The organism is Defluviitalea raffinosedens, from assembly GCF_016908775.1.
In the GTDB taxonomy this organism is placed as follows: Bacteria; Bacillota; Clostridia; order Lachnospirales; family Defluviitaleaceae; genus Defluviitalea; species Defluviitalea raffinosedens.
Genome location: NZ_JAFBEP010000007.1, coordinates 56,900 through 71,140, shown reverse-complemented (window position 1 = coordinate 71,140; position 14,241 = coordinate 56,900). Strand labels below are relative to the sequence as shown.

The 14,241-nt window shown below is 38.4% G+C and carries 14 protein-coding genes and 1 riboswitch; of the genes, 3 read left to right on the top strand and 11 right to left on the bottom strand.

Annotated features, from left to right (window positions below):
* Window positions 1-188 precede the first annotated feature (188 nt).
* Entirely contained in the window at window positions 189-2,612 is a 2,424-nt protein-coding gene (locus tag JOD07_RS07265) for a beta-glucosidase (protein WP_204613108.1), read from the bottom strand.
* Between the two features lie 203 nt (window positions 2,613-2,815).
* On the opposite strand from JOD07_RS07265, the gene JOD07_RS07260 reads away from it, so the two are divergent.
* Window positions 2,816-3,658 carry a helix-turn-helix transcriptional regulator gene (locus tag JOD07_RS07260; RefSeq protein ID WP_204613106.1) on the top strand — a complete coding sequence of 281 codons (843 nt, stop codon included), beginning with the start codon at window positions 2,816-2,818 and terminating at the stop codon, window positions 3,656-3,658.
* 155 nt (window positions 3,659-3,813) lie between these two features.
* Here JOD07_RS07260 and JOD07_RS07255 read toward each other — a convergent pair whose 3' ends face one another.
* From JOD07_RS07255 to JOD07_RS07210, 10 genes are all read right to left on the bottom strand, one after another.
* Complete coding sequence (locus JOD07_RS07255) at window positions 3,814-4,275, bottom strand: DUF6530 family protein (protein WP_180322446.1); 462 nt, start codon at window positions 4,273-4,275, stop codon at window positions 3,814-3,816.
* Window positions 4,272-4,616, bottom strand: a complete 345-nt coding sequence (locus tag JOD07_RS07250) for a GIY-YIG nuclease family protein (RefSeq protein ID WP_158740008.1) — start codon at window positions 4,614-4,616, stop codon at window positions 4,272-4,274. The genes JOD07_RS07255 and JOD07_RS07250 overlap by 4 nt, the downstream gene beginning before the upstream one ends.
* Before the next feature lie 226 nt (window positions 4,617-4,842).
* Complete coding sequence (locus tag JOD07_RS07245) at window positions 4,843-5,880, bottom strand: pyridoxal phosphate-dependent aminotransferase (RefSeq protein ID WP_204613082.1); 1,038 nt, start codon at window positions 5,878-5,880, stop codon at window positions 4,843-4,845.
* A gap of 7 nt (window positions 5,881-5,887) precedes the next feature.
* Window positions 5,888-6,874, bottom strand: coding sequence for an adenosylcobinamide-phosphate synthase CbiB (gene cbiB / locus JOD07_RS07240; RefSeq protein ID WP_204613074.1), 987 nt, complete (start codon window positions 6,872-6,874; stop codon window positions 5,888-5,890).
* Window positions 6,871-7,512: a histidine phosphatase family protein gene (locus JOD07_RS07235; RefSeq protein WP_204613072.1), complete on the bottom strand. Its 642-nt coding sequence runs from the start codon at window positions 7,510-7,512 to the stop codon at window positions 6,871-6,873. Before JOD07_RS07235 ends, cbiB begins: the two co-directional genes overlap by 4 nt.
* On the bottom strand, window positions 7,485-7,883 hold the full coding sequence (locus JOD07_RS07230) for a bifunctional adenosylcobinamide kinase/adenosylcobinamide-phosphate guanylyltransferase (RefSeq protein ID WP_158740004.1): 399 nt from the start codon (window positions 7,881-7,883) through the stop codon (window positions 7,485-7,487). Before JOD07_RS07230 ends, JOD07_RS07235 begins: the two co-directional genes overlap by 28 nt.
* A gap of 10 nt (window positions 7,884-7,893) precedes the next feature.
* Window positions 7,894-8,658 (bottom strand): adenosylcobinamide-GDP ribazoletransferase, encoded by a 765-nt coding sequence (locus tag JOD07_RS07225; RefSeq protein ID WP_204613070.1) that lies wholly within the window; start codon window positions 8,656-8,658, stop codon window positions 7,894-7,896.
* A 1-nt stretch (window position 8,659) separates the two neighbouring features.
* Entirely contained in the window at window positions 8,660-9,208 is a 549-nt protein-coding gene (locus JOD07_RS07220; protein WP_204613068.1) for a bifunctional adenosylcobinamide kinase/adenosylcobinamide-phosphate guanylyltransferase, read from the bottom strand.
* A gap of 2 nt (window positions 9,209-9,210) precedes the next feature.
* The gene (cobT, locus tag JOD07_RS07215) at window positions 9,211-10,302 is read right to left on the bottom strand and encodes a nicotinate-nucleotide--dimethylbenzimidazole phosphoribosyltransferase (RefSeq protein ID WP_158740001.1); all 1,092 of its coding nucleotides are present in this window, start codon (window positions 10,300-10,302) and stop codon (window positions 9,211-9,213) included.
* Window positions 10,271-11,779 carry a cobyric acid synthase gene (locus JOD07_RS07210; RefSeq protein ID WP_204613066.1) on the bottom strand — a complete coding sequence of 503 codons (1,509 nt, stop codon included), beginning with the start codon at window positions 11,777-11,779 and terminating at the stop codon, window positions 10,271-10,273. The genes cobT and JOD07_RS07210 overlap by 32 nt, the downstream gene beginning before the upstream one ends.
* 164 nt (window positions 11,780-11,943) lie before the next feature.
* Window positions 11,944-12,138: riboswitch (cobalamin riboswitch) on the bottom strand.
* Between the two features lie 249 nt (window positions 12,139-12,387).
* Between JOD07_RS07210 and JOD07_RS07205 the strand changes: the two genes are divergently transcribed.
* The gene (locus tag JOD07_RS07205) at window positions 12,388-12,756 is read left to right on the top strand and encodes a DUF4183 domain-containing protein (protein ID WP_158739999.1); all 369 of its coding nucleotides are present in this window, start codon (window positions 12,388-12,390) and stop codon (window positions 12,754-12,756) included.
* Window positions 12,757-12,879: 123 nt separating this feature from the next.
* Window positions 12,880-14,148, top strand: coding sequence for a DUF4183 domain-containing protein (locus JOD07_RS07200; RefSeq protein ID WP_204613064.1), 1,269 nt, complete (start codon window positions 12,880-12,882; stop codon window positions 14,146-14,148).
* Window positions 14,149-14,241: the final 93 nt, after the last annotated feature.

The following is a 14,241-nucleotide window of genomic DNA, read 5'->3' as shown; positions in this document are numbered from 1 at the left end:
CAACTTTATTATAACGATAAGGTAATTTTTTTATAACGATCGTCACCTATCCATATATAGCGGGTGGTTTTTTGATTCACACCCTTTCCGTGTTCAACAGGGTCACGACCCATAATAAAAAGAGCTGTTGTACGAATGAATTCGTATAACAGCTCTTTTTATTATGGTATGGATTCACACACCATTACTTAATCCAATTTCAAAATTAACTCAAGAACTCTCTTTGCACAGACTTCCATATCTCGGCGAGAGATTAGACCTAATTTTTTGGCTTCCATGAGACGTTCAGGGTAACCACAACCCATTTTAACATCATTTCCTGCTTTGACTTCTTTATAATGTTCTCCATAAGTCCACCAATCGGTAGTAACCATACCTTCGAAGCCCCATTCGCTTCTTAGTATATCTTCCAACAACTCTCTGTTTTCCGATGCCCGATGTCCATTGATCATATTATAAGAGGACATAATGCTCCATGGTTTTGCTTCTTTTACAATGATTTCAAAGGGCTTTAAATAAATTTCCCTGGCTGCTCGTTCGGACACTCTGGAATCGCTGTTCTTTCTGTTGGTCTCCTTGTTATTTAAAGCAAAGTGTTTAACAGTTGCTCCAATATGCTGGGATTGAATCCCTTTTACCATGGCTGCAGCCAGTTTGCCAGCCAAAAACGGGTCTTCAGAATAATATTCAAAGTTACGACCACACAAGGGACTTCTGTGTATATTCACAGCCGGAGTTAGCCATACTGAAATATTATTTTCCTTTACTTCTTTAGCACCTGCTTCTCCCACTGCATATACAAGATCTGGATCCCAGGTACAAGCCAGGAGCGTTGCACAAGGCCAGGCAGTAGTATGAACACCGCATTCCGGGGCAATTCGCAATCCAGCTGGTCCATCAGCAGTCATCACATTGGGAATGCCGTATTCTGGCATATTTCCATATCCAAAGGTATTGGCAACCCCTGTATTGGGCTGACCACCTAATAGATGAGCTACTTCTTCATCAGTCATTTGTGCCAGGAATTCATCTATTGAAATCTTACCCTCGGCTACCTCATAAAAAGTACGTTTACCCTTTGCATACGGTCCTTCCCATAATGCATAACGGCCTCTTGCACGAACTTCCGGCGCATACGCTTCCATCATTTCTATGGACATCTTTTCAATCCCGCATGCATCAGGATCATTAGGTTCTTTTTGCGGAAGTTTCTCAAGACTTCCATCTGCCCGCAGTCTTTCCTTCAATGAAGTGGGAGCTATTTTCTCAGTAAGCTGCTTTACAACTCTGTTTTGAGCTTCTATATAAACAAAATCAAGTCTTTTTACATCCCTTACAGAAGTTCCAACAAAGAATACATACTCCCCTGCCTCAAGAACATAGGCAGATTTCTGAATCTTACCCAAATCATCATAAGAAGCCATGTCATCCACCGAAAATTCAAGACTTACAAGCTGAGTCTCTCCAGGCTTCAATAAACGAGTCTTCTTAAAAGCAATCAAACTTTTAGCCGGCTTGCCAAGAAGTCCCTGGGGTGCTTCAAAGTAAATCTGGATGACTTCTTTTCCTTCCATAGAACCTGTATTGGTTACATTCACAAAAACCTTAATAAGATCATTTTCCTGCTTTACTGAAGCAACAGAGTAGTCAAAAGATGTATAGGATAATCCATATCCAAAAGGATAATTCACTTTATCTGCTGCACCGGGAATCGTCTCAAAATAACGATACCCTACATATATATCTTCAGTGTAATCGACATAGTCTTCAGATTCATGGAAATTATATGTGGACGGATAATCTTCCAATCTTTTTGCAAAGGTGTCTGATAATTTGCCTGAAGGATTGCCTATACCGCAAAGAAGTTCCGCAGCAGCCCTTCCTCCTTCCATGCCCCCTTGCCATGCCATTAAAACAGATTGAATGGCATCGTCGTTTACGAACCACTCTGTATCCACCATACCGCCTACATTCATAACAACAATGACCTTGTCAAAATTCTCTTTTACAATATTCACCATTTCAATTTCTTTTTTTGTTAAATAGAAATCACCATTTTCAAAAATTTCTTCGGCTTTCTTTGCCTGAAGCGCTCCAAAATCTGAGAGATCAATATTCTTTTTGTCAAAAGTGCTTTTTCGATCCCATCCTTCTCCTGAAAAGCGGCTAATAGAAATAATTGCCGTATCTGTAAATGCTTTAGCCTTTACTAAAAGCTCATGGGGAACTTCCGGCTCTACTGTCAGACCCGGTACGGCACCCTTTGCATACTGCTCCTTAACATTTTCCCGATAAAAGTCTGCCAGTTCCTCGAACACAGTAACTCTTTCTTTTAATGCCTTCATACCGTCATATAAATTGGTAACATATTCAACCGTCACATCACCACTGCCTCCGCCACCTTTAACATAATCAAAAGTACCTTTTCCAAACAATGCAACTTTTGCTCCTTTGGGCAGTGGAAGAACATGATTCATATTTTTTAAAAGAACCATACCTTCTTTTGCAGCATTCTTTGATAGTTCCCGATGCTCTTTAGATGCTGTAACTTTTTGGCCATTTTCCCCCAAAGGCAGATTGGGCTGAAACCTTGCTCTTTGCCATTTAATCATATGAAATCCCCCTAATCTGTGATAAATTAACGACTTAAATGTATAAGTCGAATTTTCTTATATTTTATACTCCATAAAAACTTTTAAGCAAGTCGATTTCTGACTTTTTATTCAGTCAATATTGACTTTTTTATAGCCCTATGTTACTTTCGTCATAGCTTATATTTTCCAAAAACACTTTATATGAAGGGATAAATTAACCAATGTCCATCCATGAAATTATTACGCCCAGACCACAGCTACCGGTTTATTTTGATATTTATCGCACTTATAATCAGCTCATCCCTAACCATTGGCATAATCATGTAGAAGTTCTGTACATTTTTGAAGGTACAAACCATATTGTTTTAAATGATGAAAAATACACCCTTCATCAGAATGATTTATTTGTTGTTAATTCCGGAGATATTCATTTTACCAGAAGTTTAGGAGCTTCTAGGGTTCTATTGCTTCAAATCCCCTATGAACTCTTTGACCAGTGTGTAGTTAACTTCGATATGATACGATTCAGACAATATTATCCTCATAAAACACTAAAAGAAGATCCTGTATATCAAAAAATGATTGCTCATCTTCTTAACCTGGCAAGACTTTATGTACAAGCAGAGAAAGGATATCAATTTTTATTTATCAGTGAACTCTATCAATTTCTGCACATACTCTGTGGCAATTATTCCATCATGAAAGATCCTGCAAAAGAAAGCAAATCTGCGAAGCATTTAGATCGGTTAAAAAAAATTATTCATTATGTGGAACAGCATTATCAAGAACCCATCACCCTGGAGCAGGTAGCTTCTTTGGTCGCTTTGAATCCGGAATATTTTTGCCGTTTTTTTAAAAAACACATGGGGCTTACTTTTATGAAATATGTTAACCTGGTAAGACTTGCCCGGATTCACAACGATATCCTGCAAACAGATGACAGCATTACAATCATTCAAGAACGTCATGGGTTTACCAACTATAAATTATTCAATCATATGTTCAAAGAAGCATACGGATGCACACCTTCTAAACTCAGGGCTAAGCATATAAGACATAAATAAGATACGATGTTTATTCAAATGCTTATAGTAACCCTTCATAGCAAAACTCCTCTACGACAAAAACCACATGTCATAGAGGAGTTTTTTATAAAAACCTTGCAATGATTTGTACCAATCTTATAGGAAGTTCTTTTAAAGCTAATGATTCATTTTTTCTAATAGTGCTTCAATTCTTCTAAAATGCTAGTCAGTACCCGTTGACGTTCTCCAATGATTTCTCCTAAATCATTCAGGCTCTGGGCAAATGCTTTAATGTCTTCGTTGATATTTTCGTTATCAACACAAATTTCTACAGACATTGCATCCCCCTGCACACCGACACGCTCTATCATAGGATTTTCCGGATCATATAAAAGAGGCATTCTATAAGCTTCCTTAAAATAAATCAATGTCCTGGAGAGTAAAATCATAAGGTCAAACACCTGATGGACGGGTAATTCCTGAGCTAAAACCAGTTCCCCGTCTTTTTCTTTCCATATCTGTGCGGCAATCTGCATCTTTTTATTCTCTTCCAGTATAGGTTCTCCTAAAGTTAAACGCTTAATGTCAGATGTATACGCATTTCTGCCGTCTACACGGTTATAATCCTTTGATACGATAACTGTTTTTTCATTCATTTCCATATCCTCCTTGCATTTGGATCAGCAGCAAAACACTGCTCTCTTAACTTTTCCAGTTTCTCTGTATGATCTTCTTTGGGATCCTCATACTTTAACACCTTGATAACGGATTGTTCAAAACCTTCCGGACCATATTGATTCCAAAGTTCCTGCAACCGTTTATTAGGATGCATCCTGGCATTTAATCTCACATTGTTACTGTTAAAATCTGCTTTAGTATCTGTAGAGATACCCAAAAATGCCTCACCGGTTTCTTTACAGCGATAAGATATGACCCCCATTTCAGGATGTCTGTTTTTATAGAGTTCTAAAAGTTCTTTTTTTCTTATTGAATCCATTGTGCTCACCTCGACTCTAGTATAAACCAATATACTATAAAAAATAATCCACGCTCCGTAGACAAATAGATACAACTATGTCACCCTTATAAAATAAAAAAGTTTGGTCCCTTGCAATGAAAATACACTTTCTTATTTCAAAAATAAAACGGATTAGTCCCATACCTTTGATATTTGACTAATCCGCAGCATCTGCCCTTTTTATAATTCAAATGTTAGAACGAGTCTATTCCTTGCCATATACTTCACTTATGGCTTTTACTAATCTCTCATTTTCTTTTCTTGTTTTTACTGCAATCCTGTAATACCCTTTTGATAATCCTCTGAAATTCTCACAATCCCGAATCAATATTCCACGCTTTAATAATGTCTCATACAAGGGCTTTTCGCTGTAAAGAAGTATAAAATTAGCCTCACTGGGAAATGTTTTGAATCCCAACTGATTCAATTGATAAATTAAAAATTGTCTTTCCTTTTTTACATAATCCACCGTTTTTGCTATGAATGAAGGCTGATTTACACAGGCAAGCCCTGCCTCCTGTGCAAATGTGGATATATTCCATTCGGGGAGCTGCTTTTTTATTTTTTCTAAAATACCTTTATTGCTGCACACCAAATATCCTAACCGAACTCCCGGAATGGCATATATTTTCGTAAATGCCCGCACAAGCAATAAATTTTCATAGCTATCGATTTCCGTTAATATAGAAAACGCATTTTCGCAGAATTCAATAAAGCATTCATCAAGTACCACCCATATCTTTCTGTCTTTACATATATCCAATAACTTCTTTATGTATTCTCTGGCCATCAGTTTTCCGGTTGGATTATTGGGATTGGCAAGAAAGAGAAGATCTATATCCTCTGTCAGTATCTCAAAAAATGACTCGTCCAGTAAAAAGTTTTTATCTTCTTTTAATTGAAAATAAATAATATTACTGTCCACAGCTTCCAAAGCATACTCATAGCCATAAAAAGAAGGGATGGGAATCAAAGTTTTTTTAGGCTTTATGGCATGAACTATACCTAAGAAAAGCTCCGATGCACCATTCCCGAACAATAAATATGCTTCTTGAACTTTCAATACACTGCTCAATGCTTTCTTTAATTTTTCAGCTTTTATGTCCGGATATTGGCTGCAGCTTTTTACTGCCTTGTGTAATGCTGCTTCTATCTCCTCCGGCATTCCAAGAGGATTGATATTGATAGAAAAATCCATATTTACAGAGTTCCTGTAAACATCTCCGCCATGTATCCCTTTCACCGGCAAGTCACTTCCCTTCCAATAGCCAAATCACAATAAACATCACAAGCAAACACAATATTTCGCAAATCCATGCCGTCATATACATTAAGTGATTGGCCCGCTTAATGTCCTCATGCTCCACCTGGCGCAACTTATCCCCTATATAGGGCTTTTTTACAAGCTTGCCAAAATAACTGGCATCTCCTGCCAACTGTATCCCCAAAGCCCCTGCACATACGGATTCTGTCTGAGCTGAATTGGGACTGGCATGATTTCGACGATCTCTTTTATAAATCTTATAGGCCTGTTTTCCATTAAAGTTTTTTCCGCCAAAAAAAGCCGCAAGGATCATAAGATAAGCGCTGATTCTGGCAGGAATATAGTTTACCAAATCATCCAGCTTTGCTGCTGCCCGTCCAAAATACAAATATTGATCGTTCTTATAACCAATCATAGAATCCATGGTATTGACTGCTTTGTAAAAGAATCCAAGGACAGGTCCTCCCAGAGCCGTATACAGCATGGGCGCAATCACACCATCGGAAGTATTCTCCGCTACTGTTTCAATAGCAGCTTTCCTTATCCCTTCTTCATCAAGGCTCTCTGTATCTCTGCCTACAATCATGGAAACCGCTTTTCTGGCACCTTCCAGGCCTTCTTCTTTTAAACTTATATATACCTTCATGCTTTCAACCTTAAGGGACTTTGCTGCCAAAATCTGATAGGTCATAAGCGTTTCGATCATGACACCAAAATATGGATGTATGTTATATGATCCTATTATAATAAGAGCAGTGACTGTAGTTGTTGTTGCCAATACTATAACAACAAGGATCATTCCGTTTTTTAACTCACGCTTTTCGTTCCTGTCTCCATCATTCTTTAATAACCTTTGTTCTAATGCTATAATCCCTTTCCCGATCCAACGAACAGGATGAGGCAGGCAGTAAGGGTCTCCCAATAACATATCCAGAATAAAACCTAAGAAAAACGCCAACGCATGATATTTCATAACTTATTCTCCCATAATTTTTTAATCTCCGCTATTTCCGGCTTTTTAAGACTTCCCTTTAGGCTGCAAATATAGCCATTGCCGTTTGGAACCTGATAATTAAAATATTCTCCTCCATGATACCTGCTAAGCAGAGACATAATTATCCCACCATGGACAATCAATCCGATGGTTAATTTAGAATCCTTCACCTGTTTAAGTAAATTCATAAGATAACTTATCATCCTCTGAAATCCTTGTTTACAACGATTATCAAAATCCTCTCGGCTTTCTCCCTCCGGAAAAGGCAAAGTACCATTGCTGTCAATCCACGCCTGATACCGTTCGTCCCTCTGTAAATCTATATAATTCTTCCCTTCAAAGATACCAAAGTTCATCTCTTCCCAATCCGGTATGATAATCGGTTCTTTATCAGGATAGAGTATCTTAGCAGTTTCCAGACAGCGTTTCATAGGGCTGGAAAACAAATAATCAATCTCAGGATAAACCCCGGCATCTTTGGCTTCCTGCAGTACCTTGATGCCTTCTTCACTTAAAGGTTCATCAGTTTTACCCAAATAACGCTGTTCTTTATTGGATGCTGTCTCTCCATGGCGTATCATCACAATCTTTATTTGATTTTCTGGCCAATGCCGCATAGGACCCGCACCACCTCATCTGCCAGACTTGCTAAACTTACAAGAATCCTGCCTGTGCGTTCTCTGTATTCTCTTTCAAAGGGATCCATGGGTACAATGCCATTGCCAATCTCGTCGCTAATAATTATGGCTTCAGGATTCTTCTGTAGAAAAGAAAGTATTTCTTCCTCCGGATTGCCTCCTTTAGCAATACATTCCCTGACCCAGCTGTGAAGATGATTAATAATAATATTCTTTCCCTGCTCCATGGCCTTCTTAAGTTGTATTTCATCTGGAATGCTTCCGTCAAAAACCACGTAATGATCTGCATTAATTTCCTGCAGGATATAATTTAATTTTCCCTGGGCATATCCGCCAATCACTAATTTCATATTCATTCTCCTATGCTAAAATATTGAGTAAAGCCGCTGCCACTATCATGCTGCCTTCGCAAAGCAATACGCAATAACCTGCCGTATCTCCTGTAAAACCGCCAAATTCCTTCTTGCAGCGATAGTAGTAATAAATAAAAGCACAAAGAGCCGCTCCAGGCACAATTATTCCGGCATATAAGGATTGCCCCACCATATACACCATACATGCTGCCCCTTGCACATAAAGAGAGATTTTCACTTTCGTTTTTTGTGCACTGCTAGAAAAAATATGAAATAATCCACTCTTTTTTGCCGGTGGAAATGAAACTACGCTAAGTCCGCTAAGACATCGTGCCAAAACAAAGCCTGCACACACAATTTTTAATAAATTCTCCTCCTGGATTTCTGAAAATGCTCCTAAATAAATGAGCCCATAGGCTCCCAGCATAATTGCAGCAAATGCACCAATATGGGAATCTTTTAAGATTTCCAGCTTCTTTTCCCTGGACTGATAGGAATGAAATGCATCCATAGTATCCATATAGCCATCCACATGAAAGCCTCCGGTGATCATAAGAGGGATAGCTCCCCCAATGAGCGTATAACAGATTTCACCGATACCAAGGCTTTGAGAAAATACTCTCCAAAAATAAATACAGAGCCCTATCACAATTCCAATCCATGGGAAAAAGCACATCATATATTCCATATCTTCTTCTTTCCACTCAAACTGCGGCACAGGAATTTTAGAATATATGGAAAATGCGATAACAATAGATTTTAAAATCCGCATACTATTTTCCTTCTTTCAGTATAACGGGAATGCCTACGACGATTTCTATCACTTTATCCGCCATCATCGCCAGTTTCTTATTGATGTCAGCCATAGCCTGTATATAATCCATAGTCGTTTCATCGTAAATCATTCCATCTTCAAATATATTGTTTGTCACAATCACCAGATGCTTAAAACTTTTATTTAATTGCTCCACTCCCCGTATAATCTTTTCGGTTATCCGTTTAATTTCTTTCGACTCATTCCCGAAAAACATTTCATTGGCAACCAAATTAGAAATACATTCTAAAAGCGCCGTACTTTCAGAAACCAGAGCTTCTCCTGTTTTTTCCAACACCTTCCCTATCGATATCGGTTGTTCTATCGTATAAAATCCTTTATTTTCTCTCATCTTTTGATGTTTTTCAACTTTAGCCTGCCCTTCTTTGTCAAAAACCTGCATGGTAGCAATATAATACTTTCTGCTGTCTTTAGAGCAAGTGGCTATATAGTCTTCAGCATAAGATGACTTTCCGCTGCCACTTCCTCCGATAATGAGTGTCATCATGTTTAAAGCCTCTTATGTTGTTCTACCTGAATATCATTAAAGGTCGCACTGCTATGATAAACACTAAGGGCCATATCCAGCAGTGAAAACATCATGACTGCACCGGTTCCTTCGCCTAATCCCAGTTTTCCATCAATCACCGGCTCTATTCCCAGTTCTTTTATAAGCATTTCTATGGCAGGCTCTTTTCCCTTATGGGAAGGCAATAAATAATCTTTCGTTCCGGGTACCATGCGCTCTGCCAGAAGGGCTGCCGCCATGCTGATCACACCATCCAATACAACAGGTACATGATAAAGTGCACCACCAATACACACCCCTGTTAGCCCGGCAATGTCCAGTCCTCCTACAGTTGCCAAAACTTTTAATGGATCCGCATGATACAAACCGTATTTCTCAATAGCTTCTTTAATTACTTGTTGCTTACGAAGGAATCCTGTATCGCTTAATCCAGCTCCTCTGCCTGTAACTTCACTTACCTCACACTGAAGCAATGCAGCAGCAACAGCAGCACTGGTGGTCGTATTGCCCATGCCCAGTTCTCCTGTACCAAGCATTTTGTATCCAGCTTCTTTACAGGAATATACCATCTCTACGCCTGCAGCAATTGCCCTTAATGCTTCCTCTTCTGTCATGGCAGGTTCCTTTACGAAATTGCGGGTTCCACATCTTATTTTTTTATTCTTAAGGCCCGGAATGGGGTCTTTCGCATTGATGCCAAGATCCACCGGGATAGTATCTGCGCCTATACTGTCTGCCATTCTTCCTACTGATGACTGTTTTTTTGCCATCAACCCGGCTACCCCAACGGTTACCTCCTGACCAGACAGGGTGACACCCTCTTCCACTATTCCATTATCTGCACACATGATCACAACAGCCTTTTTATCTATATTGATTTGCTCAGTACCTAGTATTGCTCCAATCTGTGCCGTGAGGGTCTCAAACCTTCCCATACTGTCAATGGGTTTCGCAACGGCATCCCAGTTTTTCAATACTTTTTTTCTAACCTCTTCATCAGGTGGTGTAATAACAATTTGTTCCAGAATTTCTCTTGTTAAACTATTCCAAATAGGCTTCTCCAAGGATTTCATAAATTACCTCCATATCTAAGTATTTTCTTAATGTTTCTGCTAACTTGTCATACTGTTTTTCTTTGAATATTTGATAATTCTCAAAGATTCCATCCTCTATTTTGATACCTTTCTTATTAGCCAAAGCCTGTACGATTCCATGGGCTATATTGCTTTGATCAAACAATCCATGGATATAAGAACCATATACATTTTTATTATTGGCAGAGAACACCACATTATTTCCTATTCTGCTACTGTAAATGTCTTCTGACACGTCACATGCTTCGTGATATACAGTTTGTCCCATATGAATTTCGTATCCTTTAAAAGGACATCTCGATATTCCGCTGAAAATTCCATCCAGCTCGTCTATTACCCCTTCCACCTGACAACGTTTCTTCTTTTTCTGCAGTACGGTAGCTACCGGCAATAATTCCATTCCTCGAATGCAGCCACCTTCTTCCATGGCATGAGGGTCATCAATCCGGCATCCTAACATCTGATATCCTCCACATATGCCAAACACTGGAATATCTTCTGCAAGTTTTTTTATGGCTGCTTCCAGCCCGTTCTGCCGCATCCATTTTAAATCCCCCATAGTGTTTTTGCTCCCCGGAAGGAAAATCAAATCAGGATGTCCCAGTTCGCGGACAGAAGTAACATAGCGTACAGTAACTTCGGGAATCTGCTCAAATATATTAAAATCTGTGAAATTGGAGATTCGGGGATAGCGAATAACAACAATATCTATTAATCCTCCTAGCTTTTTATTAAATCTCTCCGTTAAGCTATCCTCATCTTCCAAAGCCAGTTCCATATAGGGTACAACACCTATTACCGGTACCTTCCCCTTTTCTTCCAGCATTTTGATCCCAGGATCTAATATGGACTTATCTCCACGGAACTTATTGATGATTAATCCTTTTACTCTTTCCTTTTCTTCTTTTGCAAGCAGCATCAGCGTTCCCATTAACTGTGCAAATACGCCTCCCCTGTCAATGTCTCCCACCAAAAGTACAGGGGCGTCTACCATCCGGGCCATGCCCATATTGACGATGTCATCCTGTTTTAAGTTGATTTCTGCCGGACTCCCTGCGCCTTCTATCACAATAATGTCTGCAAACTCTTCAAGCTTACGAAAAGCTTTTTTGATTTCAGGAATCAATTCCTTTTTATAGGCAAAATACTCTTTTGCACTCATATTCCTAAGGACTTCACCATTCACAATGACTTGAGAACCTGTATGATTCGTGGGCTTTAGTAAAATAGGATTCATGCAGACCATCGGTGTAATGCCTGCAGCTTCCGCCTGCATAACCTGAGCCCGTCCCATTTCCAGTCCTTCTCTTGTAATAAACGAATTGAGCGCCATATTCTGTGATTTGAAAGGAGCTACACGATAGCCATCCTGTTTAAAAATTCTGCACAAACCTGCTACCAAAAGACTTTTCCCTGCATTGGACATAGTTCCCTGTACCATTATTACCTTTGCCATAGTTCTCCTAGCCTTTCTCACTAAACTAAAAAAACCCTTTCCAGCTACTGGTAAAGGGTTTGCACGCGAAATCACTTGCCGGATACTATATTTCTTCATAATGAAATATCATCCTGCAAATCATACCCGTACAATGACCAGTTACTCGTGGCCTAAAACAAACGTTTCTGTACGACAATCAGGCAGGTCTCCCGACTTAAAGATCATCGCATCGGCCATCTTCCCAGTTTCCCAGTGATATATCGGCTTAGCTCCCTAATTACGGTGACGAGTTCGTACAGGATTTGCACCTGTTTCCCTTTTCACCGAAGCCAACCACATTGCATGGTTGCTTCGACACCTGATTGCTCCATATTTAATTACATTTAATGTAACATATCTCTGCAAACGATTCAATCTTTTTATTTTAATCTACTTTTATGTTATGTAAAATCCTGACTAAAACAGCTGTTTATTCCCTTATCAATCATCTTCTCTATATCTTTTCTCCGTAAAAACAGAATATCATCATCGTAAAAATTTTATAAAAGAAGTGGTCAACCTGTCACCATTCTTCTTATTTCGACATAAGATATAGTGTAATGATAAAGATCAGAGGAGGTGAATGAATGGCTACTTTATTTAAACTCGTTATTTCTGCAGAAACAACTACAAACGTTTCAACAAACCCAGATGTAGAAAGATATTTTTACTCAGTAGATCCTGCCCATCGTGTTGGATCTACCTTAGAAATTCCAGCAACCGCTTTTGTAGATGATACAGATACTCCAGTAACTACAATCACTGAAGCTATAGCGGGAAATGGTTACTACTTGTTATTCATCAATGGCGTATTACAACAATCAGATTTATACACCATTTCAGATACACAAGTAGTCATCACAGATGCAGCTAGTATACCTGATGGTGCAGTGATTACTTTAGTAGTAACCAACTTTGTTCCAGATGCAGACTCCACCACTACAATAATAACTTAAAACTTAATAGGAATAAAAGGATGGGCCATCCGGCACATCCTTTTATTCTAAATGTAACTTCAAACATTATGTATGAATAAGATATAGAAAATTGTTCAAATTAACTAATTGGGAGTGAGGGTGATGTGGTTTACAAACTTATCAAAAATAGACTGCCACCTGACAGATAAACACGGAAATATACTAAATCCATACAATCCCATGGCAATTAGTTATTCCGATGTAACCCGTTTTCTCAAAACCAGAAGTAAACGGATTCGATTGCCTTCTGGAAAATATGTACGTGCCAATCAATTTGTAGTGTACATTCAAGGATATATTTCCCTTTTTGTAGAGGACAACCTTATTTCAAATCCAATACCATTCAGAATATATAAAAGTTTTTATCTGTGTGTGCCAAAAAGAACAGATTTATCTTTTAAAACATGCTACTTTAATTGTGGTACCAAGGTTATAAGTAATGAAAATGATTTGCTAAATCTAAGTATTAAAATAAATATTGGTTCAATGGCTCAGCCAAAAACTCAGCCCAAAACTTTCTGCCAACGCTATTTTACAACAGAAATCAATATTACATACAGAGAAAGTCTCCTCAGAACTGAAGTATACCAATACAATACTTTATATGAGGAAGATAAAAAAGAATATACGAATGAAGATGAAATACCCGAATATGGGAATAGAGGTATCCTGGATCCAGAAATGGTTTCTTTCTTTAATTTATATATTAACGGTGTTGTACAACCAAGGGAGAATTATGATATTGAACAAGGAAAGCTTACTTTAAATATCATTGATGCTCCTGTAGAAAATGCTCCTATACTCATCAGGTTTGTTACGTTCAGAGATTCAAGTGGCGACATATACCCTGCAGAAATATATTACTATAATACAATTTCTGATGGCATAAAAAATGAATATATAGATGAAGACAAAATTGGTGATACAGGAATTATCGATCCTGAAGAAGTATCTTTCGTAAATTTATATGTCAATGGCGTATTGCAGCCGGAAGTAAACTATACAGTACAAAAAGGACTGCTCTCTTTTCAAACTTCAGATATTCCTCCAAAAGATGTCCCAATCACTTTAGAGTTTATAAAGATTAGAAGACCCAATGGGCAACTCGTTAAAGCAAAGACCTATACATTTAATGCCCTTGCCCATGAAAGCAATATATATACCAATCAAGATGAACTGATCATCTATGGAGACCAGGGTATCCTTGATCCTAAATATACTTCCTACAACAACCTTTTCATAAATGTTGTACTTCAGCCTTTTGTCAATTACTCAGTGGAAAAAGGACTCCTTACTTTAAATACCGATGATCTGCCTCTAAAAGATTCTCCTGTATCTCTTCAATTTATTAGCATAACTTCATTATACTGATTTTAACCTCTAAATACTATAGCTGTACCTTTACGACCCGGTTTCCTTATCATGCTATTAAATTATGCGATTCATTTAGCTTGGGCAAAATTA

Coding starts and splice junctions, on each gene's coding strand:
- JOD07_RS07265 (WP_204613108.1), bottom strand. CDS start 2,612: ATGATTAAATGGCAAAGAGCAAGGTTTCAGCCCAATCTGCCTTTGGGG.
- JOD07_RS07260 (WP_204613106.1), top strand. CDS start 2,816: ATGTCCATCCATGAAATTATTACGCCCAGACCACAGCTACCGGTTTAT.
- JOD07_RS07255 (WP_180322446.1), bottom strand. CDS start 4,275: ATGAATGAAAAAACAGTTATCGTATCAAAGGATTATAACCGTGTAGAC.
- JOD07_RS07250 (WP_158740008.1), bottom strand. CDS start 4,616: ATGGATTCAATAAGAAAAAAAGAACTTTTAGAACTCTATAAAAACAGA.
- cbiB (WP_204613074.1), bottom strand. CDS start 6,874: ATGAAATATCATGCGTTGGCGTTTTTCTTAGGTTTTATTCTGGATATG.
- JOD07_RS07235 (WP_204613072.1), bottom strand. CDS start 7,512: ATGCGGCATTGGCCAGAAAATCAAATAAAGATTGTGATGATACGCCAT.
- JOD07_RS07230 (WP_158740004.1), bottom strand. CDS start 7,883: ATGAAATTAGTGATTGGCGGATATGCCCAGGGAAAATTAAATTATATC.
- JOD07_RS07225 (WP_204613070.1), bottom strand. CDS start 8,658: ATGCGGATTTTAAAATCTATTGTTATCGCATTTTCCATATATTCTAAA.
- JOD07_RS07220 (WP_204613068.1), bottom strand. CDS start 9,208: ATGATGACACTCATTATCGGAGGAAGTGGCAGCGGAAAGTCATCTTAT.
- cobT (WP_158740001.1), bottom strand. CDS start 10,302: ATGAAATCCTTGGAGAAGCCTATTTGGAATAGTTTAACAAGAGAAATT.
- JOD07_RS07210 (WP_204613066.1), bottom strand. CDS start 11,779: ATGGCAAAGGTAATAATGGTACAGGGAACTATGTCCAATGCAGGGAAA.
- JOD07_RS07205 (WP_158739999.1), top strand. CDS start 12,388: ATGGCTACTTTATTTAAACTCGTTATTTCTGCAGAAACAACTACAAAC.
- JOD07_RS07200 (WP_204613064.1), top strand. CDS start 12,880: ATGTGGTTTACAAACTTATCAAAAATAGACTGCCACCTGACAGATAAA.